Source organism: Pseudomonas sp. S32, assembly GCF_016648095.1.
GTDB lineage: Bacteria > Pseudomonadota > Gammaproteobacteria > Pseudomonadales > Pseudomonadaceae > Aquipseudomonas > Aquipseudomonas parafulva.
Genome location: NZ_JACVVF010000023.1, coordinates 12,348 through 37,030, shown reverse-complemented (window position 1 = coordinate 37,030; position 24,683 = coordinate 12,348). Strand labels below are relative to the sequence as shown.

Below are 24,683 nucleotides of genomic sequence, written 5' to 3'. Positions count from 1 at the left end.
GCTACTGCAACTCAGCCGGGATAGTCGACACCATCGGCGCATCGCCAGGGCCATTGGCCGGCACGGCAATTTCAACCGGCATGCCATCCTCGGCAGCCACCACGTCACGCACCATGTCCCAGTTCATGCGCACGTTGTTGGCCAGGTCTTCGCGCTTGAGCAGGGCGTTGATAACAGCCGTATGCTTGTCCACGACCGAAGGGTTGCCTTGGTCATCCAGCGGCGTGTGGGCCTCCAGGTATACCTTGCCCTGACTGACCCCAAACTTGTAGGGCTCGTTGATGATGCGTACCGGCGTGCCCACCGGCACCATACCCGAGAGCTCCAGCACATTGTTGTTGAGCATGCGGAAGCAACCGTGACTGGTGCGCATGCCGATACCGAACTTTTTGTTGGAGCCGTGGATCAGGTAGCCAGGCACACCCAGCGTGAACTTGAAGGGCCCCAACGGGTTGTCGGGCCCCGCAGGGACTACGGCCGGCAGGATGTCACCGTCCGCAGCATGCTCGGCACGAATGGAGGCAGGCGGCGTCCAGGTAGGGTTCGGCGTTTTGGCAGTGATCTTGGTGTTGGCGACCGGCGACCCCCACCCTTCGCGACCGATACCCAGCGGGAAGGTGTGCACCACATTCTGCCCCTTGGGGTAGTAGTACAACCGGTACTCCGCCAGGTTGATGACGATGCCTTCACGCGGGCCCGGCGGCAGGATGTAGCGCGTGGGCAGGATGATTTCCGTGCCGGCGCCAGGCAGCCAGGGATCGACACCCGGGTTGGCCGCGATCATTTCAAGGTAGCCCAGGTCGTTGGCGGTGCCGATGTCGGCGAAGGTGTCCTCGTACTTTGCCTTGATGACGTGCACCTGACCGACCAGGTCATCACCGGGCGGTGGCAGCGGCAACTCCAGCGCGGCGGCGGGGCCCGCTACCAGCAGGGCGGCCAGGGACAGGCTACGGGTGACGGCAGGAAAGCGCGGCAACATCCGGTAAATCCTTCGAAAGGTGAGTCAAGAGGTTCGATTGTACACCCACCCCCCGGCAAGCGGGAGGCATTGGCGCGTTGCAAGCTTTTGCAGATGATGAAAGGGGCCGGCTTCAGCTGGCCTGCAGCTCGGGCCAGATGGGCCGCATGCCACGCCGTTGTGCATCGAGTATGGCACGGCACAGGTCGCACAGGCGGCCATCGCGGTAGATCGACTGCGGCACGCCGGACCAGCGGGGGTGAGCCGGCAGCAACCCCCCGCACAATGTCCTGTCGACCGGCACGCCCAACTCGAGCTGGCGGGCGACTAGGTGGACACGCACCTCCTGGCAGGCGAACAGGTCAAGCTGCTCGTCGGGCTCGATCAGTTGATAGGCATACAGGGACCAGGCAGGGCGCGGCATCGGGGGCACTCGAAACGGGGGGCGCAACATTAGCCGAAAGCCGGCCCCGTTTAAAGCGTCACAGCAAGGGTTTTAGCGCCGGCCAGGCATTTTCCAGCAGGCGCTGCTGAGCACCTTGCGCAGGGTGGATACCATCGGCCTGCATCAATTCGGGCACCCCCCCTACCCCGTCGAGGAAGAACGGCACCAACGCGACGTGTTTGTCCGCTGCCAATTGCTGGTAGACCTGTGCAAATGCCTCGGTGTAACGCACACCATAGTTCGGTGGCAGGCGCATGCCCAGCAACAGCACCTTGGCCCCGGCCTTGTGCGACTGCTCGATCATCGAAGCAAGATTTTGTTGCAATTGCCCAGGCGGCTGCCCACGAAGGCCGTCATTGCCCCCCAGTTCCAGCACCACCACCCCAGGCTTGTGCGCCGCAAGCAGCGCCGGCAGCCGCGCCTGCCCCCCCGCGCTGGTGTCACCGCTGATCGAGGCATTGACCACCTTGTCGTCGAAACCTTCCTGCTGCAGGCGGGTCTGCAACAGGGAGACCCAACCCTGGCGGGTATCCAGCCCGAAACCGGCGCTGATACTATCGCCAACGATCAGCAGTGTCCCCGCCGTGGCGCTCTGGGCCAGGCAACACAGGACCAGCACGGTACTCAACCACCTTCTTCGCATTGGATTCTCCATGGGCCCCAGCATTCTCGTTGCGCAGAACCTTAGCAAAGTGGTCCCCAGCGCGGAAGGCGAACTGGTGATTCTGCACGCGTTGTCACTGGATCTTGCCGCCGGCGATTCGCTGGCAATCGTCGGCGCCTCCGGCTCCGGCAAATCCACCCTCCTCGGCCTGCTGGCAGGCCTTGACCAACCCAGCGCCGGTCGCGTGCTGCTGGCAGGCCACGACCTCGGGCCGCTGGATGAAGACCAGCGCGCCAGGGTGCGCGCCGAACACGTGGGTTTCGTATTCCAGTCGTTTCAACTGCTCGACAGCCTCAACGCCCTGGAAAATGTCATGCTGCCCCTGGAGCTGGATGGCCGCCGCGATGCCAGGGAACATGCCCGCACCCTGCTGGAACGCGTTGGCCTGGGCCAGCGGTTGAGCCACACACCCAGGCAGTTGTCCGGTGGCGAGCAGCAGCGAGTGGCCATCGCACGCGCATTCGCCGCACAACCCGCCGTGTTGTTCGCCGACGAACCCACCGGCAACCTCGACAGCCACACCGGCGAGCGCATCAGTGACCTGTTGTTCGAACTGAACCAGGAACAGGGCACCACCCTGGTGCTGGTCACCCATGACGAACGCCTGGCGCGCCGCTGCCGCCGGCAGATCCGCCTGGATGCCGGCCACCTGGTTGCGCCATTGGAGGCAGGATGACACGGATGCCACTGGCACGGCTGCTGGGGCTGGCTGCGCGCCAGTTGCTACGGGACTTGCGCGCCAGCGAAGTGCGCGTGTTGTTCTTCTCGTTGCTGGTGGCGGTGGCGGCAAGCACTGCCATCGGCTATTTCGGCGCCCGCCTGAACGGCGCTATGCAATTGCGTGCCAGCGAGCTCCTGGGGGCCGACTTGGTGCTGCAAGGGAGCGCGCCGGCTGCCGAACCGCAGCTCATCGCGGGGGCCGCCCTGGGTTTGCGTCACGCGCAGGTGGTGGAGTTCACCAGCGTGGTGGGCGGCGACAGCGGCATCGAGCTGTCCAGCGTCAAGGCCGCCGACAACGCTTACCCACTGCGCGGGCAACTGCGCAGCGCCGCCCAGCCCTATGCCAAAGAAACCCCTGGCGGCCTCCCCGCCCCCGGCGAGGCGTGGGTGGAGCCCCGGCTGCTGGCGGCACTGGGGCTGAAGGTAGGTGAGAGTATCGACGTGGGCATGAAAACCCTGCGCCTGAGCCGGGTGCTGACGTATGAGCCAGACCGTGCCAACAACTTCTATAGCCTAACGCCGCGGGTACTGATGAACCTGGCGGACTTGCCCGCCACAGGCGTGGTCCAGCCAGGCAGCCGGGTCACCTACCGCGAACTGTGGAGCGGCACTCCCGAGGCGCTGGCGCAGTACCGCCAGGCTGTAGAGCCGCACCTGGCAGCCAGCCAGCGCCTGCGCGATACCCGTGATGGCAACCAGCAGATTGGCGGCGCGCTGGGTAAAGCCGAGCGCTACCTGAACATGGCGAGCCTGGTGGCGGTGCTGTTGGCGGGCGTTGCCGTCGCCATGTCGGCCAGCCGCTATGCCTCCCGGCGGCTGGATGCCAGCGCGCTGCTACGCTGCCTGGGGCTTTCGCGCCGCCAGGCGCTGACCCTCTACAGTCTGCAGTTGGCCATGTTGGGCATCGCAGCGGCAGCCGCCGGTGCCGTGCTTGGCTGGCTTGCCCAGTTGGGCCTGTTCCGGCTGCTGCAAGGCCTGCTGCCCAGCACCGTGCCAGCGGGTGACGCCGCCCCCGCCCTTGCGGGGATCGCCACCGGGTTGGTAGCGCTGGCTGGTTTTGCCCTCCCGCCCATCGCAGCCCTTGGCCGGGTGCCGCCGCTGCGGGTGCTGCGCCGCGACCTGCTGCCCGTGCCGCCAGGCAGCTGGTTCGTGTACGGCGCGGCCCTGCTCGCGCTCGGCCTGATCATGTGGCGCCTGAGCCTGGACCTGCTACTGACCTTCGCATTACTCGCCGGCGGCCTGGTGGCAGCGCTGGCACTCGGCGGCCTGCTGTTGCTGAGCCTGCGCAGCCTGAGGCGCTTGCTGGCGAACGCGCCACTGGCCTGGCGCCTGGGGCTCGGCCAGCTGCTGCGCCACCCCATGGCGGCGGCGGGGCAAGCCCTGGCATTTGGCCTGATTCTCCTGGCGATGGGCCTTGTCGCCCTGCTGCGCGCAGAACTGCTGGACACCTGGCAGGCGCAACTGCCCAAGGATGCCCCGAATTACTTTGCACTCAACATTCTGCCAGACGATCGCGAACCCTTCGCGGCGCACCTGAAACAGATCAATGCAGCCGCAGCCCCGCTGTACCCGGTCACCCCGGGCCGGCTGGTGCAAGTGAACGGCGAGCCGGTGCAGCAGATCGTCAGCAAGGACTCGGCGGGCGAGCGCGCCGTGCAACGTGACCTGAGCCTGACCTGGGCTCAGGACCTGCCCACGGGCAACGCCCTGACTGCGGGCCACTGGTGGCAAGGCCTGCCGGCAGGCGACGGAGTGCCCGGCGTGTCGGTAGAAGCGGAACTCGCTGTCAGCCTGGGGTTGAAGTTGGGTGACCTGCTGGCGTTCGATATCGGAGGGCAGCAACGTCAGGCCCGGGTGATCAACTTGCGCAGCGTGCACTGGGACAGCTTTCAGCCCAACTTCTACATGATCTTCCAGCCCGGCACCTTGCAGGGCCTGCCTACCACCTACCTGACCAGCTTCTACCTGGCAGCTGGGCATGACCTGGACGTCGTCGCGCTGTCGCGTGCATTCCCTGCGGTGACGCTGTTGCAGGTTGACGCCCTGCTGGATCAACTGCGCAGCATCCTCGCGCAGGTGACGCTGGCTGTGGAGTACATCCTGTTGTTCGTGCTGGCTGCGGGGCTGGCCGTGCTGTTCGCAGGCCTGCAAGCCACGCTGGACGAGCGTATCCGCCAGGGTGCACTGCTGCGGGCGCTGGGGGCGGCGCGACCGTTGTTGGTAAAAGCACGCCGTATCGAGTTTGGCCTGCTGGGCGCAGTCAGCGGGTTGCTGGCAGCCGCGGGCTGCGAGCTGATCACCTGGGTACTGTACCGCTACGCGTTCGACCTGCCCTGGGGGCCGCACCCCTGGCTGTTGGTGATGCCGGTGGCTGGCGCACTGCTGGTGGGCGGCGCCGGCGTGCTGGGCACCCGCAGGGCGCTAAATGCAAGCCCACTGGCCGTGCTGCGCGATGGCTAAGGCGACAGAGGAAGGCTGTGCGCCTACTGGGTGTAACTGATGGTGTTGATGTACCAGCTTGCCTCGCCGGTAGGGGTGTGCACCACCACCTCATCGCCCTGCTGTTTTTTCAGCAAGGCACGCGCCATGGGTGAATCGATCGAGATGTAATCATTGCGCCCGTGGATTTCGTCGTAACCGACGATGCGAAAGCGCAGTGATGCGCCGTCGTCATTCTCGATTTCCACCCAGGCGCCGAAGAACACCCGGCCTTCCTGCTCGGGCGCATAGCTCACCACTTTCACGTCCTCCAGGCGTTTGCGCAGGTAGCGCACCCGCCGGTCGATTTCGCGCAGAAGCTTCTTGTTGTACTGGTAATCCGCATTTTCACTGCGATCACCCAGCGATGCCGCCCAGGTCACTTTCTGGGTGATTTCCGGGCGATAGACCCGCCAGAGATGATCCAGCTCTTTCTTCAGGGCCTCGTGGCCCTGAACAGTGATGATGTTGGTACTCAACTGGGCGCTCCTCAGCGGCCGGTGATCAGGCCTTGGCGGGCAATGCGCACCAGGTTGCCGATGATTTCGGCTGCGTCTTCCGGCGCGGGCGCCTGGATAACCGCCAGGTCAAAGCGATCATTGGCGTACTGGGCAAGGTGATGCCCCGTTTCGGCAAACTGGATCAGAAAGGCGCGCGCCTGGCCTCGGCGGCGAGACAGGCCTTCGAGATGGCGCAACAGGGTGGGCTGATGCTGACCACCGAGCAGAATGCGCGGTGTACGGGACGCCTGGCTGGCAGGCAATGGGCTTAAACAGACACTGGTACGTGGGCAACTCATGGCGCTTTCTCTGCCTCGCAAATCCCGCTGGGCAGCGGTGGGAGGCATCACCGAACCAGCGCTTTAGCGGTATTTGAAAACACCCTGGGGCGTTTTTGCGCCCCGCAAGTAGCTGTTTAAATCGGCGCAAGCGGTATGCTAGAGCGATGTGCCACAACTTGCAAGCGGCTCGGCTACAGCCCCCGCCAGCCCGGCCGCTCAGCGTTTCACCACGCGCTCGAGCACCCCACGCTGGCGGTTGAACGCCACGTAGTACTTGTTCACGCTGTTGACGAAATTGACCGGCCCCATGCCCACCTGCTCCATGGCAATCCGTTCGGTCTGGAAAAACCACTGGTTACCGTTGAGGCCGCGCTTGCGGGCTTCTGCGCGCATGGCCTGCACCCGCTCCGGGCCCAGGTTGTAGGCCGCCAGGACGAAGGCCATGCGCTCACGCTCGTTGATGCGCGGGCTGGAGAAGAACTTGCGGCGGATCAGCGCCAGGTAGCGGGCACTCGCTTGCACATTGCCATCCACCGTTGACGTATTGCTCACCCCTACCCGTTGAGCCGCCGAGGGGGTGATCTGCATCAGCCCATGCGCCCCACCCGCGCCGCGCGCCGTCGGGTTCAGGGTCGACTCCTTGAAGGCCAGCGCCGCCAGGTTCAGCCAGTCGATCTGCTGCGCGTCACCATGCTTCTGCAACACCGAGCGCACGGAGGCCAGGCGTTGGCGGGCCTTGCTTGCCAGGGGGTCATGCACACGGTACTGGCGGCGGTAGATACGTTCGAAAGCAGCGTCCTGGTTGCCCGGTGCACGGTAACCCTGAAGAAACCGGTCGACCGCTGCCTGCAGCTCGGGCGTATCGCGCCCCACATACCAGCGCATGGCCTGCGGCGGCCCAAGGTGCACGCCCGGGTTGAGGCGCAGCCGTGGCATTACCCTGGACCAACGCTGGGCAATCGGCTGCTCGACCACCGTGAGGTGATAGATGCCGGCCTGCACCATTTCCAGTACATCCTCCACCGCCAGCGTTGAATCAACCCATTCCACCTTGATGGGCGGGCGCTTGCGCAAGGCCAGCCGCTGGTTGACCTGCTGGATGAGCGGGCCGGCGGCACTGGCACTGGTCAGGGCGATGGTACGCCCAGACAACTGCTCCACCTGGGTGAAGCCGCGCTCACCCTTGCGCCCGACCAGCGTTAGCGCTACGTGGTCGCGTATGGGCGCAGTGGCCGTGACGCCACGCACTACCCCAGGGTCGAACAGTTCGCCCGGTGCTGCCAGGTCACCCTCGCCCCGTGCCAGGGCGCCCAGTAACTGCTCCTTGGCCCGTGGGATCAGCTTGAGCTGCAACCGCTGGCCGTCCTCGACACGCGCGTTGAGAAAATGCTCCAGGGCCCGTAGCCGATAATATTCGATGCCCACCGGTTCGCCCTTCACTTCGCCCGAACTGTTGCGGCTCTGGTTGACCAGCACGCGCAACACCTTGCTGCTGCGTATCTGCTGCAGGTCGCGGGCCTTGGCCGCAGGAATGTGCTGCGGGCCCGGCGCCCGCGCCTGTGCATACGCAGCCACGGGCAGGCAAAGCGTTAGCAGGAAAACAAGCCAGTATCGCGGCATGGGCAGCGTATCCGTGGGGTGTGGGGGCCGGTTAGCCAGGCCATCGCCACATGAGGTTTGACGGCAAAAGACCTCTACAAGCACATGAAGTTCTTGGATTTTCAGTAAAACGCAAGCTTTTGCTATGCTGGCCGCCCCGCGGCACGAGGTAGCACCATGCAACTGATCGATATCGGCGTCAACCTGACCAACAGCAGTTTCCAGGGCCGGGAGGCCGAGGTTTTCCAACGCGCCCTGCAGGCGAATGTGGCGCAACTGGTACTGACCGGCACCAGCCTGGCTGTCAGCGAACAAGCGCTGGAGCTATGCCATCAGCTTGACGAAACGGGCGCCCACCTGTTCGCCACGGCAGGCGTACACCCCCATGATGCTCAAGGCTGGGACAGCTTGAGCGAGCAGCGTTTACGCCAGTTGCTTAAAGAACCTCGGGTGCGAGCAGTGGGTGAATGCGGGCTGGACTTCAACCGCGATTTTTCCCCTCGCCCACAGCAGGAAGCCGCCCTGCATGCGCAACTGGCGCTGGCGGTGGAAACGCAGATGCCGGTTTTTCTGCACGAACGCGATGCCAGCGAGCGCCTGGTCGCGATTCTTAGGGAGTACCGCGACCACCTGGTAGGCGCGGTGGTGCACTGCTTCACCGGTGAACGTGAGGCGCTGTATGCGTACCTGGACCTGGATCTGCATATAGGCATTACGGGTTGGATTTGCGACGAACGGCGCGGCACTCACCTGCATGCGCTGGTGGGCAATGTGCCTGCAGGCCGGCTGATGCTCGAAACCGATGCGCCCTACCTGTTACCCCGCAGCCTGCGGCCCAAGCCAAAAAGCGGTCGCAACGAACCGGCCTACCTGGGCGAGGTGCTGAGGGAGGTTGCGCTGCACCGATCCGAACGTATCGAGACAACCGCTGCGCACACCACGGACACTGCACGTACCTTCTTCGGCCTGCCTTCAGTGCCCGTTGTTTCTTGATACATATCAACACCGTCGCTGGCAGCCAGCGGCACAATGATGGCACCTTGCCAATATTGTTTCCGCTCAACTCAGAGAAGACCTACCCATGGGTGCCTGGCTTAGCAACGTTTCACTGAAATACAAGTTCTGGGCCGTCAATGCGGTGGCCTTTGTCACGACCCTGCTGCTGGTGCTGTATGCCGTGCACCTGGAGCAGCGTGCGCGCGCCGAGGCAGCGCAGCGCCAGGCCGTGGCGCAGGCTGAAGTGCTTGCGGCCTGGCCGGCAGGCCAGGCACTGCCCCGCGCTGCCGCCATCGTCAGCTGGTCGACCGGGCAAACGCCGACCTTCGCCGGCGAGCCCCTCGACGATCTGCGTAACGCTCAAGGCTGGGTGAGCCTACCTGGCGATCACCTGCTGGGTGAGGACCCCATCGAGGGTGCGCAGGTATTGAGCCTGGGCGACCGCCAGGTCGCCGTGATCGCACAGGCGCCCAGCCTGCGTCAGGTCTTCGTCGAACGGTTCACCAATTACGCGGTGTGCGTATTGATCCTGATGCTGGCCATGCTAGGTGCCTCGCAGTTGCTGATCCGCTTCTTGCTCAGCCAGCTGAACACCCTGAAGGACGTGATGCTGCACGTGGAAAAGACCGGCGACCTGGCCGCCCGGGTACCGCTGGCCTGCGGTGACGAGGTTGGCCAGATGGCCGGTGCGTTCAACGCCATGCAGGCAACCTATCACCGGGTGGTCAGTACCGTCGCCCACACCGCAGCGCAACTGGACTCCGGCGCCGTACGCCTGGCTGCCAGCATGAGCGACGTGCGTCACGGCATGCTGGGCCAGCAGAGTGAGACTGACCAGGCGGCCACGGCCATCAATGAAATGTCGGCCACGGTGCACCACATCGCCCAGCACGCAGGCGCGACCCGTGACCTGTCGCAGACGGCCGACACCCTGGCAGGCAGTGGCAAGGAAGTGGTGAGCCGCGTCCAGACGTCCATTGCGGGCTTGTCCAGCGGCGTGCAGCAAACCGCCGAGATGATTCGCCAGCTGGCAGAAGACAGCCAGAAGATCAATGGCGTGGTCAGCGTGATTCACAGCATCGCAGAGCAGACCAACCTGCTGGCACTCAATGCCGCCATCGAGGCGGCGCGTGCAGGTGACCTGGGCCGTGGGTTTGCAGTGGTGGCAGATGAAGTGCGCAACCTGGCAAAGCGCGTGCAGACCTCCACCGACGAGATTACCACCATGGTGTCCGCCTTGCAGTCGGGCACCCGCGACGCTGTGGACTTCATGCAAGAAAGCTCCTACAAGGCCGACGACTGCGTGAGGCAGGCCCAGGAAGCCGGGGCCGCACTGGCGGAAATCACCGGGGCTGTAGCGCAGATGCGTGAAAGCAATACACAGATTGCCGTGGCGGCCGAGCAGCAAAGCCAGGTTGCCGAAGAGATGAATCGCGCCGTGGTGAGTATCCGCGATGTCACCGAGCAGACGGTGCAGCAGACCGTGGGCTCGGCCAACACGAGTACCGAGCTGGCCACCCTGGCCGGCGCGCTGAACAAGGCCATAGGCCAGCTAAAGCTATAGTCGCCATAGCCAGCCTCGATTGGCCCACTGCAAAGGGCCGCACTAAGCTTTGGGCATGACCGAGAGGAACTGCCCATGAACAAATACCTGCCCCACCTGCCCGCCTGGCAATGGCGACGCCACGCCCATAATCACCGCCACTCGGGCAACCCTGCGCCACACTTCATTGCCGTGCCGCTGTGCCTGCTTGGTGGGTTACTGGTGCTGTCAGGCGTGTTTGGCCTCGACCTGACGCAAACCGCCGTCGGCGCCATTGCCCTGATTGCAGGCGCGAGCCTGCAACGACACAGCCACCAGCATCCGGGCTAGATCAGGCGAATACGGTGACGGTCTGCCGGCTCAACGCCAGCAAAGCCCCGTCGGCGGCCCACAACGCGGCCGCCGCATGGCCATAACCGTCACGCGCATGTTCGGTTTCCACAGAGTAGCGGTACCAGTCAGTCGCAGCCGCCTGCGCGATCGGCTGGACGAACTCAATGGTCCAGGTCAACGTGCTGCCCGCAGCAGGATGCTTCAAGAACGGAAGCAGGCTGGGCGGCCAGGCATCCACCAATGCCAGCAGGTGAGCTTCACTGAGCGGCTGCGCCGCGATGTCGCGCAGGCGCACCCAGCCACCCATCTTGCGTGCGCTGCTGCCTGTGAACGGCAAGTCGCCCACGCCCCAGCGCAAGGCCACGTGGCGCATGAACGCGGGTGTAATCCCTGGCATGAAGGGCAACTCCTCGGCTGAATCAGCCAGGGCTTTCATGGGTTCGGGCGGCAAGGCAGGCACCTGCACCACCGAAGCGCGTGAGGCACCGAAGTTACCCTGAACCAAGGTGACCACCTGGCCGTCCTGCACGGCACGGCCCAACAAGGTGCTGACCCCCTTCCCCTCGCGCAATACCTCGGTTTCGAGCCGAAGCGGTACCTCGGGCGCCGCCGGCGCAACAAAGCTGATAGCCAGCGAGCGCACGGGGCGATCACCACCCACCCGCTGGCGCATGGCCTCATACACCATCGCTGCCATCAGCCCCCCGAACACCGCCCGCCCCTGGGCCCAGCTGACCGGCACAGTGATGTTGTCGGGGTTGGCCCTGGCGGCCTCGAGCATCTGAGTGAAGTTCATCGGGCAATTCCTGAGCAGGTCGCAAGCGACGTGTCTGCCCATCCTAGCCACCAACTGCTCACACCACAGCCTTCATATCGGTCAATGTCCAGGCTTGCGACGCACCAAGGCCTTGCGCAGGGCCTCCAGCGTTTTGTCAGACCTGCATTCAGCCTGGTGCAGCTCCTGCTCCCACTCACCTTGGCAAACCAGCAAGTCTGGATGCTCACGCACCTGCAGCAGCCACTGCAGCCGGTCATGCCAGTCGCCAAGGTCACCTTGCGCGCGCTTGAGCACCTGCTGCAGGCGCTTCCCGGCGTGATCGAGTTGCGGGTACGCCTCATCACCGTAACGTGCGCGCTTGATCAGCAGGCGCAGGCGGTGGCGGTCGTGCGCAGGGTCCTTCAGGGCAGCTTCGAGTTTTCGCCACTGCTTGACCAAGCCCTTGTCGATGCGTTTGTTCAGGGACTTGGTAAGGCCTTCGCGCCCGGCAGCCCGCAGGAACAACGGGAACGCATCGACAATGGCCAGCACGCGTGTCAGCTGCGGGCTGGCGGCGACGCTTGCGTAGCTGCTGGCGCGGCCTTCCAGGCGTTTTTGCCCGGGCTGCGCATGCCCTCGCGCCACCAGCTCTGCAGCCAGTACCTCATTGTCGCGCAGCGGTGTGGTCAGCGTGCCCAGCGACTTTGCAGCCTCTTCGAACTGCTCGACACCGGGCAGCCCACGCAGCGGCCGCAGCAGGCTGCGCAAGCGGCGCAAGGTCGTTCGCAGGTCGTGCAAGGCCTCGCTGTCGGTATCAGCAGCAAGTCGCTCGCGGCAGGCCAACAGCCGTACCTGTACGGTGAGTACCTGTGCGACCAGATGATCGAGCATGTCAGACATGTGGCGCTCCTTGGTCAGCGACCGGCACGCGACTCACGAATGTAGAAACGGGCCTTTTCGGCTTTGCGGGTGCAGCTCTCATACCCTTCGAACTGTTGCTGGGTCTTGGCACCGGTGAGCAGTGACAGCGCCTTGGAATAACTCACTGCGCCCGCGAAGCCTTCAGCCTTGGCCAAGTCCAGCTCTTTCCAGGCCGCGTCCAGTTGGGTGGCACAGCTGTCGCGGTACGCGGTTTTGCCTGCGCAGCCGGCAAGGGCCAGGGCAATCAGGGGAAGGCAGATCCAGGCTTTCATCGTTAAGACCTCGAAGATAGGAAAACAGTGGCGTTTGGACGCTCGGGCACCTGAAAAGTGCCCAGCCTGGCCCCGGCTTGCTGCACCACGGGGGTAGCCCCGCGCAATGCGCATTGAAGCCCGGGGTGGGTTCAGTGCATTGTAGGCCCATGGTTACACGGGCTGGGGACTGTACATGAGCAAACGCGTGGCACTGGTACTGGGATCGGGCGGCGCCCGGGGGTATGCGCACATCGGCGTGATCGAGGAAATCGAGCGCCGCGGCTATGAAATCGCCTGTGTTGCCGGCTGCTCCATGGGGGCGGTGGTGGGCGGCATCTATGCTGCAGGCAAGCTGGGCGAGTACCGCCACTGGATCGAAAGCCTGGACTACCTGGATGTGCTGCGCCTGGTGGATGTCAGCTTCCGCCTTGGCGCGATCCGAGGCGACAAGGTATTCGGCCAAATTCGCAAGATCGTTGGCGAAATCAACATCGAGCAGTTGCGAATCCCCTACACGGCAGTTGCCGCAGACCTCACCAACCAGCAGGAAATCTGGTTCCAGGAGGGTTGCCTGCATCAGGCCATGCGCGCCTCGGCCGCCATCCCCAGCCTGTTCACCCCAGTGATGCAGGGCAACCGCATGCTGGTCGACGGGGGCATCCTCAACCCGTTGCCGATCGTGCCTGTGGTATCCAGCCACTGCGACCTGATTATTGCGGTCAACCTCAACGCCACCAACCAGAAGCACTACCAACTGCCGGTGATCGAGCGGCCGGCTGCTTTCAAGATGCGTTTCGACGCGCTGTTGAATTCATTAGGTTCACACCTGCCGTTCCGCCGTAAACCCGCCGAGCAGCTAGTGCGCATTGCTCAGGGCATGGGTACCGAAGGCCTGGTGCCGCCAAACCCCTGGCTGGCCGATGCAGCTAACCCGCAGGCCCAGCAACCCACCGCCGCTCCCGAGCGCGAGGGGGCACCGAAGTCGGCAACAGGTTCGTTCATCATCGATAACGTGGGCCCTGCTTCCCTGCTGGACCTCATCAACCAGAGCTTCGAGGTGATGCAAACTTCGTTGGCACAGTACAAGATCGCCGGTTATCCGCCAGACGTCCTGATCAACGTGCCCAAACGTGTTTGTCGGTTCTTCGAGTTCTACAAAGCGCCAGAGCTGATTGCGCTGGGGCGGGAGATTGCGCGGGACACGCTGGACAATTATGAGGGGGCCAAGCGCTAGCGCAAGGCTGGGGGGTGGGGATTGAATACTGGGGCTGCTGTGCAGCCCCAGGTGATCACCTCAGTAGCGGGTGATGTCAGCGTTGGCTTCCAGCTGCTTGCGGTACGCAGCGAAATCCTGCTGGCCGGCGCGGGAGGCAAGATAGCGGCGGATCTGCTGCTTCTCTTCGTCAGTCGCTGCAGTGCCTTCGTTCACGCCCTTGAGTTGCAGCACCACCAGGCTTCCGTCACGCAGTACCACGCTGCCATAGACTGGCTTGTCCTTGGCCTGAGGCTTGCCCAGGCGGAAGAGCGCCTGCAGTTCAGCCGGGTCAATCCCGTCCTCGCCACGGGTCACCGCCTCATAGGCCTTCCAACCCTGGCCTTCGTGCACGCTGCCAGCAGCGATGGAACCGTCACGCAGGCCGGCGATCAGCTTGTCCGCCTTGGCTTTGAGTTCGGCAGTTGCCTTCTCCTTGGCCAGGTGGTCGCGGATACTCTTGGCGACTGCCTCCAGCGGCAATTGCTCAGGCTTGCGGTGCTCCTTGACGCGCAGCACGACAGTGGTTTCCGGGTCCAGCTCGATGGCGGTGCTGTTGGCACCCTCCTCCAGCACTTCTTCGGAGAATGCAGCCTGCACCACGGAACGGTTGGCAGTAATGCCCTCGCCGCCTTCACGACCGAACGGCGAGGAGGTATGTACCTTAAGGTTCAAGTCCTGGGCAGGTTGCCCAAGGTCGGAAGCCTCGTAGGCCGCATCCTGCAACTGCTTGCTGGCATCCACGTAACGCTGCTCCACCATCGGCGTCTTCAGGTCACGGGTAAGCTTGTCTTTCAGGCTGGCGAAGCTCGGCACCTCAGGCGCCTCCACACCCAGCAGCTTGATCAGGTGGTAGCCGTACTCGGTACGCACCGGAGTAGAGACCTGGCCATCGTGCAGCTTGTACAACGCCTGCTCGAATGCCGGGTCGTAGACCCCAGGGCCCGCGAAGCCGAGGTCGCCGCCGTTGCTGGCCGAGCCTGGGTCCTGGGAATACTCCTTGGCCAGCGCGGCGAAATCCTCACCTTTGGCCAGGCGCTTCTCGATCTCATCAGCGCGGGCCTTGGCCTGGGCGTCGGTGACCTTGTCGTTGACCTCGATCAGAATGTGGGCGGCGCGACGCTGTTCGGCAAGGTTGGCGATTTCCTTCTCGTACTGCGCCTTGAGCTGCTCGTCAGTAACCTTGGCCTGGTCGAAGAATGCCGACTTCTTCAGCTCGACATAATCAATCACCACCTGGTCGGGTGACATGAATTCCTTGGCGTGCTGGTCGTAGTGCTGCTTGACCTCTTCATCGCTAACTTTCACCGCGGCCGGGTCGACCTTGAAGGTCAGGGAGGCAAAATCGCGGGTCTGCTTTTCCAGGCGGGCGAATGCATCTACCTGCTGGTCGGTCACGAAGCTGCTGCCGGCCAGGCCGGTACGCAGTTGCCCGATGAGCATTTCTTCGCCGAGCATGTCGCGGAACTGCATGCGGCCATAGCCCATCTGGCGGATGACCTGATCGAAGCGGTCGGCACTGAACTTGCCATCGACCTGAAATTCCGGCGTCTGCAAGATTACCTGGTCGAGGGCAGCATCGGAGAAGGCGAACTTGGCATCCTTGGCGCCCTCGAGCAGCAGCTTGCGGGCGATCAGGCCCTTGAGTGCTTCTTCGCGCAGCAGCTTGTCATCCAGCAGCGCAGGGTCAAAGTCCTTGCCCAGCTGTTGCACCAGCTGGCGGCGCTGCATGTCGGCTGCCTGGCTCAGTTCGTTCTGGCTGATGGTTTCGCCGTTGACCTTGGCGGCGTCCTGGCTATGGGTGGCGGCTTGGAAGATGGCTTCGAAACCGGTCAATGCCATCAGAACGACGATGAGGCCGATGATGGTCTTGGCAATCCAACCTTGTGAATTGTCCCTGATATTTTGCAGCATGCGTCCCCCAGAGACGGCTGTACCACTGCGTCGACAACCGCGGAGCGTGGGTAGAGTCCTGATAAAAGAAAGGCGCATCCGAGGATGCGCCTTTTCTTAGCAAACGTGTCAGGCGAGAACGTTTGCGCCTCGCCTTCGGCGTGCTCGAACCGGGCATTGCCAGGTTCGGCTGAAAGAGACGACTTGTTAGTTAACGGCGTCTTTCAGACCCTTGCCAGCCTTGAAGCCCGGCACCTTGGCAGCGGCAATCTTGATCGCCTTGCCGGTTTGCGGGTTGCGGCCAGTGCGCTCAGCGCGGTCCTTTACGTTGAAAGTACCGAAGCCCACCAGTACCACATCGTCGCCTGCTTTCAGGGCACCGGTCACAGACTCGATGACTGCGTCCAAGGCGCGACCAGCAACAGCTTTCGGGATGTCAGCGGATGCGGCGATAGCGTCAATCAGTTCCGACTTGTTCACTCTAAGTCCCCTTATCTCTCTAATGAGTATGTTTCTAAGTATGTAATCAAAAACGTTTGAAACGTACGCTGGGTGGCCTGATGACAATAGCGTGCCGCTTTATAGCAAGGCCCCGAAAATACTGTCAAGGAAAGCCCCCCGGCTTAAAACTGCTAGTGCGTGCTGATTCTTTCCTTAGCATCGCTGTCGCGCTTTTCGTCCTTGGCGACAATCTCGGAAGCCACATCTGGCAAGGGCTCCGGGGCGTATTGCAGCGCAATTTGCAGGACTTCGTCAATCCATTTGACCGGTTTGATCTGAAGATCCTGTTTGATGTTTTCAGGAATCTCCTTCAAATCGCGCACATTCTCCTCCGGGATGATCACCGTCTTGATGCCGCCACGGTGAGCCGCCAGCAGTTTTTCCTTCAGGCCGCCGATCGCCAGTACCTGCCCGCGCAGGGTAATTTCGCCGGTCATGGCGACGTCGGCGCGTACGGGTATCTGGGTCAGTGCCGATACCAGCGCCGTGCACATGCCAATGCCAGCACTCGGGCCATCCTTGGGTGTAGCACCCTCGGGCATATGGATGTGAACGTCATGCTTTTCATGGAAATCAGCAGCGATCCCCAGGCTACGCGCCCGGCTACGCACAACCGTCTGCGCGGCCGTGATCGACTCGACCATGACGTCACCCAGCGAACCGGTCTTGATCAACTGGCCCTTGCCAGGGATGACCACGGCTTCGATGGTCAGCAGCTCACCGCCAACCTGCGTCCAGGCAAGGCCTGTGACCTGGCCGATCTGGTCCTTCTGCTCCGCCAGCCCGTAGCGGAACTTGCGTACACCCAGCAGGTGCTCAAGCTGTTCGCCAGCCACCTTGACCTTTACCTGCTTCTGGCCAGTGTGCTCCTTGACCACCTTGCGGCAGACCTTGGCAATCTGCCGCTCCAGGCCGCGCACGCCAGCCTCGCGGGTGTAGTAACGGATGATGTCACGGATCGCCGATACGTCGACTTCCAGCTCTTCCTTCTTCAACCCGTTGGCCTTGACCTGCTTGGGTACCAGGTACTTGACCGCGATGTTGATCTTTTCGTCCTCGGTGTAACCCGGCAGGCGGATGATCTCCATACGGTCCAGCAGCGCTGGCGGGATGTTCATCGAGTTGGAGGTGCACAGGAACATCACGTCCGAAAGGTCGTAGTCGACCTCGAGGTAATGGTCGTTGAAATTGTGGTTCTGCTCGGGGTCCAGCACCTCGAGCAGCGCCGAGGCCGGGTCGCCACGCATGTCGCTGCCCATCTTGTCGATTTCATCGAGCAGGAACAGCGGGTTACGCACGCCCACCTTGGTCATCTTCTGGATCAGACGGCCCGGCATGGAGCCGATGTAGGTGCGGCGGTGACCGCGGATTTCTGCCTCGTCACGCACACCGCCAAGGGCCATGCGCACGAACTTGCGGTTGGTTGCTGCAGCGATGGATTCAGCCAGCGAGGTCTTGCCGACGCCGGGTGGGCCAACCAGGCACAGTACAGGGCCACGGATTTTCTTGACGCGTTTCTGTACGGCAAGGTACTCAAGAATGCGTTCTTTGACCTCTTCAAGGCCATAGTGGTCGGCATCGAGGATTTCCTCGGCCTTGGTCAAGTCCAGACGTACCTTGCTCTGGGCCTTCCACGGCACCTGCACCAGCCAGTCGAGGTACGAGCGCACCACCGTTGCCTCGGCCGACATCGGTGACATCTGCTTGAGCTTGTTCAGCTCGGCTTGAGCCTTGGTCATGGCATCTTTCGGCAGGCCCGCAGCTTCGATGCGCTTTTTAAGCTCTTCGACCTCGTTGTGGCCCTCGTCGCCGTCACCGAGCTCTTTCTGAATGGCTTTCATCTGCTCATTCAGGTAGTACTCGCGCTGGCTGCGCTCCATCTGCTTCTTGACCCGACCACGGATACGCTTCTCGACCTGCAACAGGTCGATTTCGGCGTCCAGCAGCGCCAGCACGTGTTCGACACGCGCCGACAGGTCGACGATCTCCAGGATCTCCTGCTTCTGCTCGATTTTCAGCGCCATATGCGCAGCCATGGTATCAACCAGGCGGCCAGGCTCATCGATGCTGTTAAGCGATGACAGGACTTCGGCGGGGACTTTCTTGCCCAGCTGCACGTACTGCTCGAATTGCGAAAGCAGCGTGCGCACGAACACTTCCGACTCACGCTCCGCAGCGTCGGTTTCATCGATCAACGACACTTCGGCTCGCACATGGCCATCGACTTCGCTGAAGCGCTCGACCGCACCGCGCTGCTCACCCTCGACCAGCACCTTGACGGTGCCATCCGGCAGCTTGAGCAGTTGAAGCACAGTGGCTACGGTGCCGACGCGGTACAGCGCGTCCTCGCCCGGATCGTCATCGGCCGGGTTTTTCTGGGCCAGCAGCAGAATCTGCTTTTCGCCCGTCATCGCCGCCTCAAGGGCTTCGATGGACTTTTCACGCCCCACGAACAGCGGGATGACCATGTGCGGGTAAACAACGACATCGCGCAATGGCAAAAGAGGCAAGTCGAGGGTGGTCTTCATGATTTCGCCTCTACAGCGGCCCTATGGCCGGAAAACGTTGGAAATTATGCTTGGACCTAATGTGGGGGCATGCCTGCGAAATTACAAGCGCTAGCGCAGGAAAAGCAAAAAGGGGCCCGTGGGCCCCTTGATGCAGGTACTTCAACCGACCATGCCCGTATCAGGCGTCTGGTGCAGCCTTGGCTTGCGGCTCGCTGTTTTCGTAGATCATCAGCGGCTGCGAAGTGCCTTCGATGACGCTCTCATCAATGACCACCTTGCTGACATCCTTCGAGGAAGGGATCTCGTACATGGTGTCGAGCAGAACGCCCTCGAGAATGGAGCGCAGGCCACGAGCACCCGTTTTGCGCTCAAGAGCCTTGCGCGCCACGGCCTTGAGCGCATCAGAGCGGAACTCAAGGTCGACGCTTTCCATTTCGAACAGCTTGGCATACTGCTTGGTCAAGGCGTTCTTCGGCTCGGTCAGAATCTGGATCAGTGCAGCTTCGTCCAGTTCGTCAAGCGTCGCCAATACGGGCAGACGGCCGACAAATTCCGGAATCAGGCCAAACTTGACCAGGTCATCCGGCTCGACTTCACGCAGCGACTCGCCAACCTTCTTGCCTTCTTCCTTGCTGCGCACTTCAGCGCCAAAGCCCATACCACCCTTGGTAGAGCGGTTCTGGATGACCTTTTCAAGGCCGGAGAACGCGCCACCGCAAATGAACAGGATATTGCGGGTATCAACCTGCAGAAATTCCTGCTGCGGATGCTTGCGGCCGCCCTGCGGCGGCACCGAGGCAACGGTACCCTCGATGAGCTTGAGCAGCGCCTGCTGCACGCCCTCACCCGAAACATCACGGGTAATCGACGGGTTATCAGACTTGCGCGAGATCTTGTCGATCTCGTCGATGTAGACAATGCCCATCTGGGCCTTCTCCACGTCGTAGTCACACTTCTGCAGCAGCTTCTGAATGATGTTTTCGACGTCCTCACCCACATAACCGGCTTCGGTCAGGGTGGTGGCGTCTGCAATGGTGAACGGTACGTTCAACAGGCGAGCGAGGGTTTCTGCAAGCAATGTCTTACCCGAGCCGGTAGGCCCGATGAGCAGAATGTTGCTCTTGCCCAGCTCGACTTCGTCGCCCTTTTTGTCACGCTGATTCAGGCGTTTGTAGTGGTTGTACACCGCTACGGCAAGCACCTTTTTAGCGCGCTCCTGACCAATGACGTACTGGTCCAGGATGCCGCTGATTTCTTTCGGCGAAGGCAATTTGTGCGCGCTGCTCTCGGCCTGGGCTTCCTGCACCTCCTCACGGATGATGTCGTTGCACAGGTCGACGCACTCGTCGCAGATAAATACCGAGGGCCCGGCAATCAGTTTGCGCACTTCGTGCTGGCTTTTGCCGCAGAAGGAGCAATAAAGCAATTTGCCGCTGTCCTCGCCGTTACGGGTGTCAGTCATTCGATCGATCCAATCCGGTAGGCTTGCAACACAAGATGAAGGCAATTGCGGGCTTTTTCAAGTCCGCAGGCAGGCGCCATGTGCGCCCACCTGCTCTGGCTGCCGGGGTCAGGAAGCCAGTTGCCGCTTGTCGTATACCGAGTCGATCAGGCCGTACTCGGCCGCGCGCGAGGCGCTCATGAAGTTGTCGCGCTCGGTGTCACGCTTGATGGTTTCCAGGTCCTGGCCTGTGTGGTACGCCAGCAGCTCGTTCAGGCGGGCCTTGATATTGAGGATTTCCTGGGCATGGATCTCGATATCGGTAGCCTGGCCCTGGAAACCGCCCAGTGGCTGGTGAATCATCACGCGTGAGTTAGGCAGGCAGTGACGCTTGCCCTTGGCACCGGCAGCCAGCAGGAACGCACCCATGCTGCAGGCTTGGCCAATGCAGATGGTGGAAACGTCCGGCTTGATGAACTGCATGGTGTCGTAGATCGACATACCTGCGGTCACCGAACCGCCCGGCGAGTTGATGTACAGATGGATATCCTTGTCCGGGTTTTCCGCCTCAAGGAAGAGCATTTGCGCAACGACCAGGTTCGCCATGTAGTCTTCTACCGGGCCAACCAGGAAAATCACACGCTCCTTCAACAGGCGCGAATAAATGTCGTAAGCACGCTCGCCACGGGCGGACTGCTCGATAACCATCGGGACCAGGCCGCCTGCAGCCTGGATGTCAGAGCTCTGCTGAATAAAAGAATTGCGGGACATGTCCTGCGCTCACTCCCAAATAGTCATGGCTTGAATACGCACAAGCCAGCGCGAAGGCTGGCTTGTGGGGGTTTCCTACGAGAAGGGCCCGTTACTCGGCTTCGGCGGGTGCCTCGGCAGGTTTAACGGCTTCTTCGTACGAGACCGACTTGTCGGTCACAGTCGCTTTCTGCAGAACAGTATCTACAACTTGTTCTTCCAGCACAACCGAACGCACCTCGTTCATCTGCTCGTCGTTCTTGTAGTACCAGGCGATGACCTGCTCAGGCTCCTGATAGGCAGAGGCCATTTCTTCGATCATCTCGCGAACCTTGGCCTCGTCTGGCTTCAGCTCGTTCTGCTTGACCACTTCGGCCACGATCAGGCCCAGCACGACGCGGCGCTTGGCCTGCTCGTCGAACAGCTCGGCTGGCAGTTGGTCAGGCTTGATGTTGCCACCGAACTGCTGAACAGCCTGCACGCGCAGACGGTTGACTTCGTTTTCCAGCAGCGCCTTTGGCACTTCGATCGGGTTGGCGGCCAGCAGACCGTCCATGACCTGGTTCTTGACCTTGGTCTTGATCGCCTGGCGCAGTTCACGCTCCATGTTCTTGCGAACTTCGGTGCGGAAGCCTTCCAGGGTCGATTCCTTGATGCCGAACTGGGCGAAGAACTCTTCGTTCAGTTCTGGCAGCACAGGTGCCGCAACGCTGTTGACGGTGATGGTGAACTCGGCGGCTTTGCCGGCCAGGTCCAGGTTCTGATAGTCCTCAGGGAAGGTCACATTCACAACGCGCTCTTCGCCCGCCTTGGCGCCTACCAGGCCTTCTTCGAAGCCAGGGATCATGCGGCCCGAACCCAGAACCAGCGGGGTGCCTTTGGCCGAACCACCTGGGAAGGCCTCACCGTCTACCTTGCCAACGAAGTCGATGTTGACCTGGTCGTCGTTCTGGGCGGCACGCTCGACAGCCTCGAAACGCGTGTTCTGCTTGCGCAGCACTTCCAGCATGCTGTCCAGGTCGGAATCAGCCACTTCGGCGCTCAGGCGCTCGACCTTGATGGTTTCGAGGCCAGCTACGGTGAACTCGGGGAACACTTCGAAGATAGCGACGAATTCCAGGTCCTTGCCTTTTTCGAAGGACTTGGGCTCGACGGCAGGGGCGCCAGCCGGGTTCAGCTTCTGCTCGACGATCGCTTCATAGAAGGAGGCCTGGACCAGGTCACCGAACGCCTCTTGACGGGCATCGGCTTCGAAACGCTGGCGGATCACGCTCATCGGCACCTTGCCTGGACGGAAACCGGCAACCTTGGCGCGCTTGGCAGTCTGCTGCAGACGCTTGTTGACTTCGTTCTCGACGCGCTCGGCCGGAACGGCGATGGTCATGCGGCGCTCGAGAGCGGAAGTGTTTTCAACAGAAACTTGCATGGATATTCCTCGTTGCACAGACGTTAGCCGGCGTTTGCCCGACTCCAGAATCAAGGGCAAGCATTCTAGTGAGTCACGCAGCAGAAGTCACCCCACCCGGGATGCCCCCTGGACGACGCCGGTCGATTGGCTTTAAAGGCTGGGCGGCAAGCCGCCGAACCTGTCTCAATAGGGGCCGCAGGACGCCCATGACGGTCTGCGGCCGAAATATCTTGTTCAACAACTACCTTCAACGACATCGCTACCTTTATGCAGGGTCGTTGAAATGGCAGTACTCCTCCCAGCCCATGCCCAGCGCCTCTGCCACCTCCCGGTGGGTTTCCAGGCGCATCGCCTGCAGCTGCTCGGGGCTTTCGGCAATCAACTGCAGCGCCAACTCCCAAGGCTGAAGGCCTTGCTCATGAGCGGCATCTTCGAACGCCCACTCGATTTGCTGCGCCTGCTCATGCGCATCAAGCTGACGGACCTCTTCCAGCAGCTGTGGATGGGCCTGGGCAAAGCGCTGCAGCGCAAGGGCCTGACGGGCTTCTTTTGCAATCATCGGGCTGCTCCTCTGCCGACTCAACGGGCCGGGATTTCAACTGGCTGAAATCTAACAGCTTTTATTGGGCCCTCACCAGCGGATTGCAAGGGCCGGGCAGTGATTTTGCCCCGAAAATATTTGCCATGGGCTGCGCGCGACGCGCAACAAAAAAGGCGCCCGGTCCATGACCAAGGCGCCTTTCGAAAAATGGGGTGGACGATGGGAATCGAACCCACGACAACTGGAATCACAATCCAGCGCTCTACCAACTGAGCTACGCCCACCATGTTGCGGTGTTGCGGTACTGCCTTACAGAAGCATGGTGCGGACGAAGAGACTCGAACTCTTACAGCTTGCGCCGCTGGAACCTAAATCCAGTGTGTCTACCAATTTCACCACGTCCGCGTAACGCTTAAAACAAAGGCGCCAGATGCTATCGCGGCGCCTTTGAAGAATATGGGGTGGACGATGGGAATCGAACCCACGACAACTGGAATCACAATCCAGCGCTCTACCAACTGAGCTACGCCCACCATATTGCATTACAGCCTACTTGCTTGCCAAAGCTGCCTAAGTGGCGCACCCGGCAGGACTCGAACCTGCGACCATCCGCTTAGAAGGCGGATGCTCTATCCAGCTGAGCTACGGGCGCTTAAGCATGAAGCCTAACCGAACGAGAAGTTTTGCAGGCTGCTGCCAAACGGCTCATTCTGCCCGACTTCGCCAACCAGTGCTAGGCTGTGCCCGACAAGTGCGGCGAATCTTATAGGCGACCCTGTAGGTCGTCAACACCTTTTTCAAAAAAATATAAATTATTGAAGGGGTTAGGGCATTTGCCCGACCACCCGTCTTTGCCCTTGGCCGATGTCGTGCGAGAATGCGCCCTCTTTATTGTTTCCTTCTCGATGGTTAATCACGCGTCTATGACTGCACACCTAATCGATGGCAAGGCGATCGCCGCCAAGCTGCGCCAGCAGATCGCTCAACGTGTCGTGGAGCGGCGCCAGCAGGGCCTGCGTACACCGGGGCTGGCAGTGATCCTGGTCGGCACCGACCCTGCCTCCCAAGTCTATGTCTCGCACAAGCGCAAGGACTGCGAAGAAGTCGGCTTTATCTCCCAGGCGTTCGACCTGCCCAGCCAGACCACCCAACAAGCACTGACCGAACTCATCGACCGCCTCAACGATGACCCAGCCGTCGATGGCATTCTGCTGCAGTTGCCACTGCCGGCGCACCTGGACGCCTCACTGCTGCTCGAGCGCATTCGCCCGGACAAGGACGTGGACGGTTTTCACCCTTACAACATCGGTCGCCTGGCCCAGCGTATCCCGCTGCTGCGCCCGTGCACACCCAAGGGCATCATGACCCTGCTCGAGAGCACCGGTCAGGACCTGTACGGCATGAATGCCGTGATCGTCGGCGCCTCCAACATCGTTGGCCGGCCTATGGCCATGGAGCTGTTGCTCGGCGGCTGCACCGTGACCGTCTGCCACCGCTTCACCCAGGACCTGGCTGGCCACGTTGGCCGTGCTGACCTGGTGGTCGTGGCTGCCGGCAAGCCGGGGCTGGTCAAGGGTGAATGGATCAAGGAAGGTGCCATCGTGATTGATGTGGGCATCAACCGCCAGGAAGACGGCAAGCTGGTCGGCGATGTGGTCTACGAGACCGCCCTGCCCCGCGCCGGCTGGATCACCCCGGTGCCAGGCGGCGTCGGGCCGATGACCCGGGCCTGCCTGCTGGAAAACACCTTGTATGCAGCAGAAGAGCTGCACGGCTGATACTGTTGGCCACCCACAACGGCACCTCATGCAGGTGCCGTTTTTTTTGCCTTGCATTTGAGCAGCAGCCAAGCGCCGGGTAGCTGGCAAGCAGATTGCAACCCAACACATTGCACTGTGCAGCCACCCCCGCGTGCGGTTCGTCAAAACCACTGCACGC

Annotated in this window: 23 protein-coding genes and 4 tRNA genes; 7 read left to right on the top strand and 20 right to left on the bottom strand. The window is 62.0% G+C overall.

All coding sequences use genetic code 11. The features are described 5' to 3' along the window. Window position 1: 1 nt before the first annotated feature. From IAE38_RS14370 to IAE38_RS14360, 3 genes are all read right to left on the bottom strand, one after another. Window positions 2–979 carry a L,D-transpeptidase family protein gene (locus tag IAE38_RS14370; protein WP_028634526.1) on the bottom strand — a complete coding sequence of 326 codons (978 nt, stop codon included), beginning with the start codon at window positions 977–979 and terminating at the stop codon, window positions 2–4. Window positions 980–1,091: 112 nt separating this feature from the next. Beyond that, window positions 1,092–1,382: a hypothetical protein gene (locus IAE38_RS14365; RefSeq protein ID WP_028634527.1), complete on the bottom strand. Its 291-nt coding sequence runs from the start codon at window positions 1,380–1,382 to the stop codon at window positions 1,092–1,094. A gap of 58 nt (window positions 1,383–1,440) precedes the next feature. Then, window positions 1,441–2,046: an arylesterase gene (locus IAE38_RS14360; protein WP_201218106.1), complete on the bottom strand. Its 606-nt coding sequence runs from the start codon at window positions 2,044–2,046 to the stop codon at window positions 1,441–1,443. A 10-nt stretch (window positions 2,047–2,056) separates the two neighbouring features. Here IAE38_RS14360 and IAE38_RS14355 point away from each other — a divergent pair, with 10 nt between their 5' ends. Next, complete coding sequence (locus tag IAE38_RS14355) at window positions 2,057–2,743, top strand: ABC transporter ATP-binding protein (RefSeq protein ID WP_201218105.1); 687 nt, start codon at window positions 2,057–2,059, stop codon at window positions 2,741–2,743. Continuing rightward, window positions 2,740–5,247, top strand: coding sequence for an ABC transporter permease (locus IAE38_RS14350; protein WP_201218104.1), 2,508 nt, complete (start codon window positions 2,740–2,742; stop codon window positions 5,245–5,247). Before IAE38_RS14355 ends, IAE38_RS14350 begins: the two co-directional genes overlap by 4 nt. A 23-nt stretch (window positions 5,248–5,270) precedes the next feature. Here the strand turns inward: IAE38_RS14350 and greB are convergent, their stop codons facing one another. The 3 genes from greB to IAE38_RS14335 all read right to left on the bottom strand — a co-directional run bounded on the left by greB (window position 5,271) and on the right by IAE38_RS14335 (window position 7,666). Next, window positions 5,271–5,744, bottom strand: a complete 474-nt coding sequence (greB, locus tag IAE38_RS14345) for a transcription elongation factor GreB (protein WP_060481165.1) — start codon at window positions 5,742–5,744, stop codon at window positions 5,271–5,273. Between the two features lie 11 nt (window positions 5,745–5,755). Further along, window positions 5,756–6,064, bottom strand: coding sequence for a hypothetical protein (locus IAE38_RS14340; RefSeq protein ID WP_201218103.1), 309 nt, complete (start codon window positions 6,062–6,064; stop codon window positions 5,756–5,758). A 198-nt stretch (window positions 6,065–6,262) separates the two neighbouring features. Next, window positions 6,263–7,666: a transglycosylase SLT domain-containing protein gene (locus IAE38_RS14335; protein WP_201164271.1), complete on the bottom strand. Its 1,404-nt coding sequence runs from the start codon at window positions 7,664–7,666 to the stop codon at window positions 6,263–6,265. 156 nt (window positions 7,667–7,822) lie between these two features. Here IAE38_RS14335 and IAE38_RS14330 point away from each other — a divergent pair, with 156 nt between their 5' ends. The 3 genes from IAE38_RS14330 to IAE38_RS14320 all read left to right on the top strand — a co-directional run bounded on the left by IAE38_RS14330 (window position 7,823) and on the right by IAE38_RS14320 (window position 10,514). Continuing rightward, window positions 7,823–8,638, top strand: a complete 816-nt coding sequence (locus IAE38_RS14330; RefSeq protein ID WP_201218102.1) for a TatD family hydrolase — start codon at window positions 7,823–7,825, stop codon at window positions 8,636–8,638. Between the two features lie 88 nt (window positions 8,639–8,726). Next, window positions 8,727–10,205, top strand: coding sequence for a methyl-accepting chemotaxis protein (locus IAE38_RS14325; RefSeq protein WP_201218100.1), 1,479 nt, complete (start codon window positions 8,727–8,729; stop codon window positions 10,203–10,205). Between the two features lie 75 nt (window positions 10,206–10,280). Next, window positions 10,281–10,514, top strand: coding sequence for a hypothetical protein (locus tag IAE38_RS14320; RefSeq protein WP_201218098.1), 234 nt, complete (start codon window positions 10,281–10,283; stop codon window positions 10,512–10,514). Between the two features lies 1 nt (window position 10,515). Here IAE38_RS14320 and IAE38_RS14315 read toward each other — a convergent pair whose 3' ends face one another. The 3 genes from IAE38_RS14315 to IAE38_RS14305 form a co-directional block, all read right to left on the bottom strand. Beyond that, complete coding sequence (locus tag IAE38_RS14315) at window positions 10,516–11,313, bottom strand: acyl-CoA thioesterase (RefSeq protein WP_201218097.1); 798 nt, start codon at window positions 11,311–11,313, stop codon at window positions 10,516–10,518. An 81-nt stretch (window positions 11,314–11,394) separates the two neighbouring features. Continuing rightward, a complete protein-coding gene (locus IAE38_RS14310) occupies window positions 11,395–12,174 on the bottom strand; it encodes a CHAD domain-containing protein (RefSeq protein WP_201218096.1) in 780 nt (259 codons plus the stop codon). A 14-nt stretch (window positions 12,175–12,188) separates the two neighbouring features. Further along, the gene (locus IAE38_RS14305; RefSeq protein WP_003250254.1) at window positions 12,189–12,467 is read right to left on the bottom strand and encodes a lipoprotein; all 279 of its coding nucleotides are present in this window, start codon (window positions 12,465–12,467) and stop codon (window positions 12,189–12,191) included. Between the two features lie 175 nt (window positions 12,468–12,642). Between IAE38_RS14305 and IAE38_RS14300 the strand changes: the two genes are divergently transcribed. After that, window positions 12,643–13,683: a patatin-like phospholipase family protein gene (locus IAE38_RS14300; RefSeq protein WP_060481160.1), complete on the top strand. Its 1,041-nt coding sequence runs from the start codon at window positions 12,643–12,645 to the stop codon at window positions 13,681–13,683. 60 nt (window positions 13,684–13,743) lie between these two features. On the opposite strand, the gene IAE38_RS14295 is transcribed toward IAE38_RS14300, so the two are convergent. The 11 genes from IAE38_RS14295 to IAE38_RS14245 form a co-directional block, all read right to left on the bottom strand. Continuing rightward, window positions 13,744–15,615 carry a SurA N-terminal domain-containing protein gene (locus IAE38_RS14295; protein WP_201218095.1) on the bottom strand — a complete coding sequence of 624 codons (1,872 nt, stop codon included), beginning with the start codon at window positions 15,613–15,615 and terminating at the stop codon, window positions 13,744–13,746. Between the two features lie 186 nt (window positions 15,616–15,801). After that, window positions 15,802–16,074, bottom strand: coding sequence for an HU family DNA-binding protein (locus tag IAE38_RS14290; RefSeq protein WP_201218093.1), 273 nt, complete (start codon window positions 16,072–16,074; stop codon window positions 15,802–15,804). A gap of 152 nt (window positions 16,075–16,226) precedes the next feature. Beyond that, window positions 16,227–18,623, bottom strand: coding sequence for an endopeptidase La (lon, locus tag IAE38_RS14285; RefSeq protein ID WP_201164265.1), 2,397 nt, complete (start codon window positions 18,621–18,623; stop codon window positions 16,227–16,229). 160 nt (window positions 18,624–18,783) lie between these two features. Then, a complete protein-coding gene (gene clpX / locus IAE38_RS14280) occupies window positions 18,784–20,067 on the bottom strand; it encodes an ATP-dependent Clp protease ATP-binding subunit ClpX (RefSeq protein ID WP_028634543.1) in 1,284 nt (427 codons plus the stop codon). Window positions 20,068–20,175: 108 nt separating this feature from the next. Beyond that, a complete protein-coding gene (gene clpP / locus IAE38_RS14275) occupies window positions 20,176–20,817 on the bottom strand; it encodes an ATP-dependent Clp endopeptidase proteolytic subunit ClpP (protein ID WP_023536171.1) in 642 nt (213 codons plus the stop codon). A 91-nt stretch (window positions 20,818–20,908) separates the two neighbouring features. Continuing rightward, a complete protein-coding gene (gene tig / locus IAE38_RS14270) occupies window positions 20,909–22,222 on the bottom strand; it encodes a trigger factor (RefSeq protein ID WP_201210571.1) in 1,314 nt (437 codons plus the stop codon). Between the two features lie 247 nt (window positions 22,223–22,469). Beyond that, window positions 22,470–22,763: a DUF6388 family protein gene (locus tag IAE38_RS14265; protein ID WP_201218092.1), complete on the bottom strand. Its 294-nt coding sequence runs from the start codon at window positions 22,761–22,763 to the stop codon at window positions 22,470–22,472. Window positions 22,764–22,953: 190 nt separating this feature from the next. Further along, window positions 22,954–23,029, bottom strand: a tRNA-His gene (locus IAE38_RS14260). Window positions 23,030–23,065: 36 nt separating this feature from the next. Beyond that, window positions 23,066–23,150: transfer RNA gene (locus IAE38_RS14255), tRNA-Leu, on the bottom strand. Window positions 23,151–23,202: 52 nt separating this feature from the next. Beyond that, window positions 23,203–23,278, bottom strand: a tRNA-His gene (locus tag IAE38_RS14250). 42 nt (window positions 23,279–23,320) lie between these two features. Further along, window positions 23,321–23,397, bottom strand: a tRNA-Arg gene (locus IAE38_RS14245). Between the two features lie 271 nt (window positions 23,398–23,668). On the opposite strand from IAE38_RS14245, the gene folD reads away from it, so the two are divergent. Beyond that, window positions 23,669–24,523 (top strand): bifunctional methylenetetrahydrofolate dehydrogenase/methenyltetrahydrofolate cyclohydrolase FolD, encoded by an 855-nt coding sequence (gene folD, locus IAE38_RS14240; protein ID WP_028634546.1) that lies wholly within the window; start codon window positions 23,669–23,671, stop codon window positions 24,521–24,523. The last annotated feature ends 160 nt before the right edge of the window (window positions 24,524–24,683 follow it).

Excerpts from the sequence above, each read along its gene's own strand:
- IAE38_RS14330 (WP_201218102.1), top strand. The coding sequence starts at position 7,823 with ATGCAACTGATCGATATCGGCGTCAACCTGACCAACAGCAGTTTCCAG.
- tig (WP_201210571.1), bottom strand. The coding sequence starts at position 22,222 with ATGCAAGTTTCTGTTGAAAACACTTCCGCTCTCGAGCGCCGCATGACC.
- IAE38_RS14365 (WP_028634527.1), bottom strand. The coding sequence starts at position 1,382 with ATGCCGCGCCCTGCCTGGTCCCTGTATGCCTATCAACTGATCGAGCCC.
- IAE38_RS14350 (WP_201218104.1), top strand. The coding sequence starts at position 2,740 with ATGACACGGATGCCACTGGCACGGCTGCTGGGGCTGGCTGCGCGCCAG.
- IAE38_RS14315 (WP_201218097.1), bottom strand. The coding sequence starts at position 11,313 with ATGAACTTCACTCAGATGCTCGAGGCCGCCAGGGCCAACCCCGACAAC.
- IAE38_RS14265 (WP_201218092.1), bottom strand. The coding sequence starts at position 22,763 with ATGATTGCAAAAGAAGCCCGTCAGGCCCTTGCGCTGCAGCGCTTTGCC.
- folD (WP_028634546.1), top strand. The coding sequence starts at position 23,669 with ATGACTGCACACCTAATCGATGGCAAGGCGATCGCCGCCAAGCTGCGC.
- IAE38_RS14300 (WP_060481160.1), top strand. The coding sequence starts at position 12,643 with ATGAGCAAACGCGTGGCACTGGTACTGGGATCGGGCGGCGCCCGGGGG.
- IAE38_RS14325 (WP_201218100.1), top strand. The coding sequence starts at position 8,727 with ATGGGTGCCTGGCTTAGCAACGTTTCACTGAAATACAAGTTCTGGGCC.
- IAE38_RS14360 (WP_201218106.1), bottom strand. The coding sequence starts at position 2,046 with ATGCGAAGAAGGTGGTTGAGTACCGTGCTGGTCCTGTGTTGCCTGGCC.
- clpP (WP_023536171.1), bottom strand. The coding sequence starts at position 20,817 with ATGTCCCGCAATTCTTTTATTCAGCAGAGCTCTGACATCCAGGCTGCA.
- lon (WP_201164265.1), bottom strand. The coding sequence starts at position 18,623 with ATGAAGACCACCCTCGACTTGCCTCTTTTGCCATTGCGCGATGTCGTT.
- IAE38_RS14370 (WP_028634526.1), bottom strand. The coding sequence starts at position 979 with ATGTTGCCGCGCTTTCCTGCCGTCACCCGTAGCCTGTCCCTGGCCGCC.
- IAE38_RS14340 (WP_201218103.1), bottom strand. The coding sequence starts at position 6,064 with ATGAGTTGCCCACGTACCAGTGTCTGTTTAAGCCCATTGCCTGCCAGC.
- IAE38_RS14310 (WP_201218096.1), bottom strand. The coding sequence starts at position 12,174 with ATGTCTGACATGCTCGATCATCTGGTCGCACAGGTACTCACCGTACAG.
- IAE38_RS14305 (WP_003250254.1), bottom strand. The coding sequence starts at position 12,467 with ATGAAAGCCTGGATCTGCCTTCCCCTGATTGCCCTGGCCCTTGCCGGC.
- IAE38_RS14355 (WP_201218105.1), top strand. The coding sequence starts at position 2,057 with ATGGGCCCCAGCATTCTCGTTGCGCAGAACCTTAGCAAAGTGGTCCCC.
- IAE38_RS14295 (WP_201218095.1), bottom strand. The coding sequence starts at position 15,615 with ATGCTGCAAAATATCAGGGACAATTCACAAGGTTGGATTGCCAAGACC.
- IAE38_RS14335 (WP_201164271.1), bottom strand. The coding sequence starts at position 7,666 with ATGCCGCGATACTGGCTTGTTTTCCTGCTAACGCTTTGCCTGCCCGTG.
- IAE38_RS14320 (WP_201218098.1), top strand. The coding sequence starts at position 10,281 with ATGAACAAATACCTGCCCCACCTGCCCGCCTGGCAATGGCGACGCCAC.
- clpX (WP_028634543.1), bottom strand. The coding sequence starts at position 20,067 with ATGACTGACACCCGTAACGGCGAGGACAGCGGCAAATTGCTTTATTGC.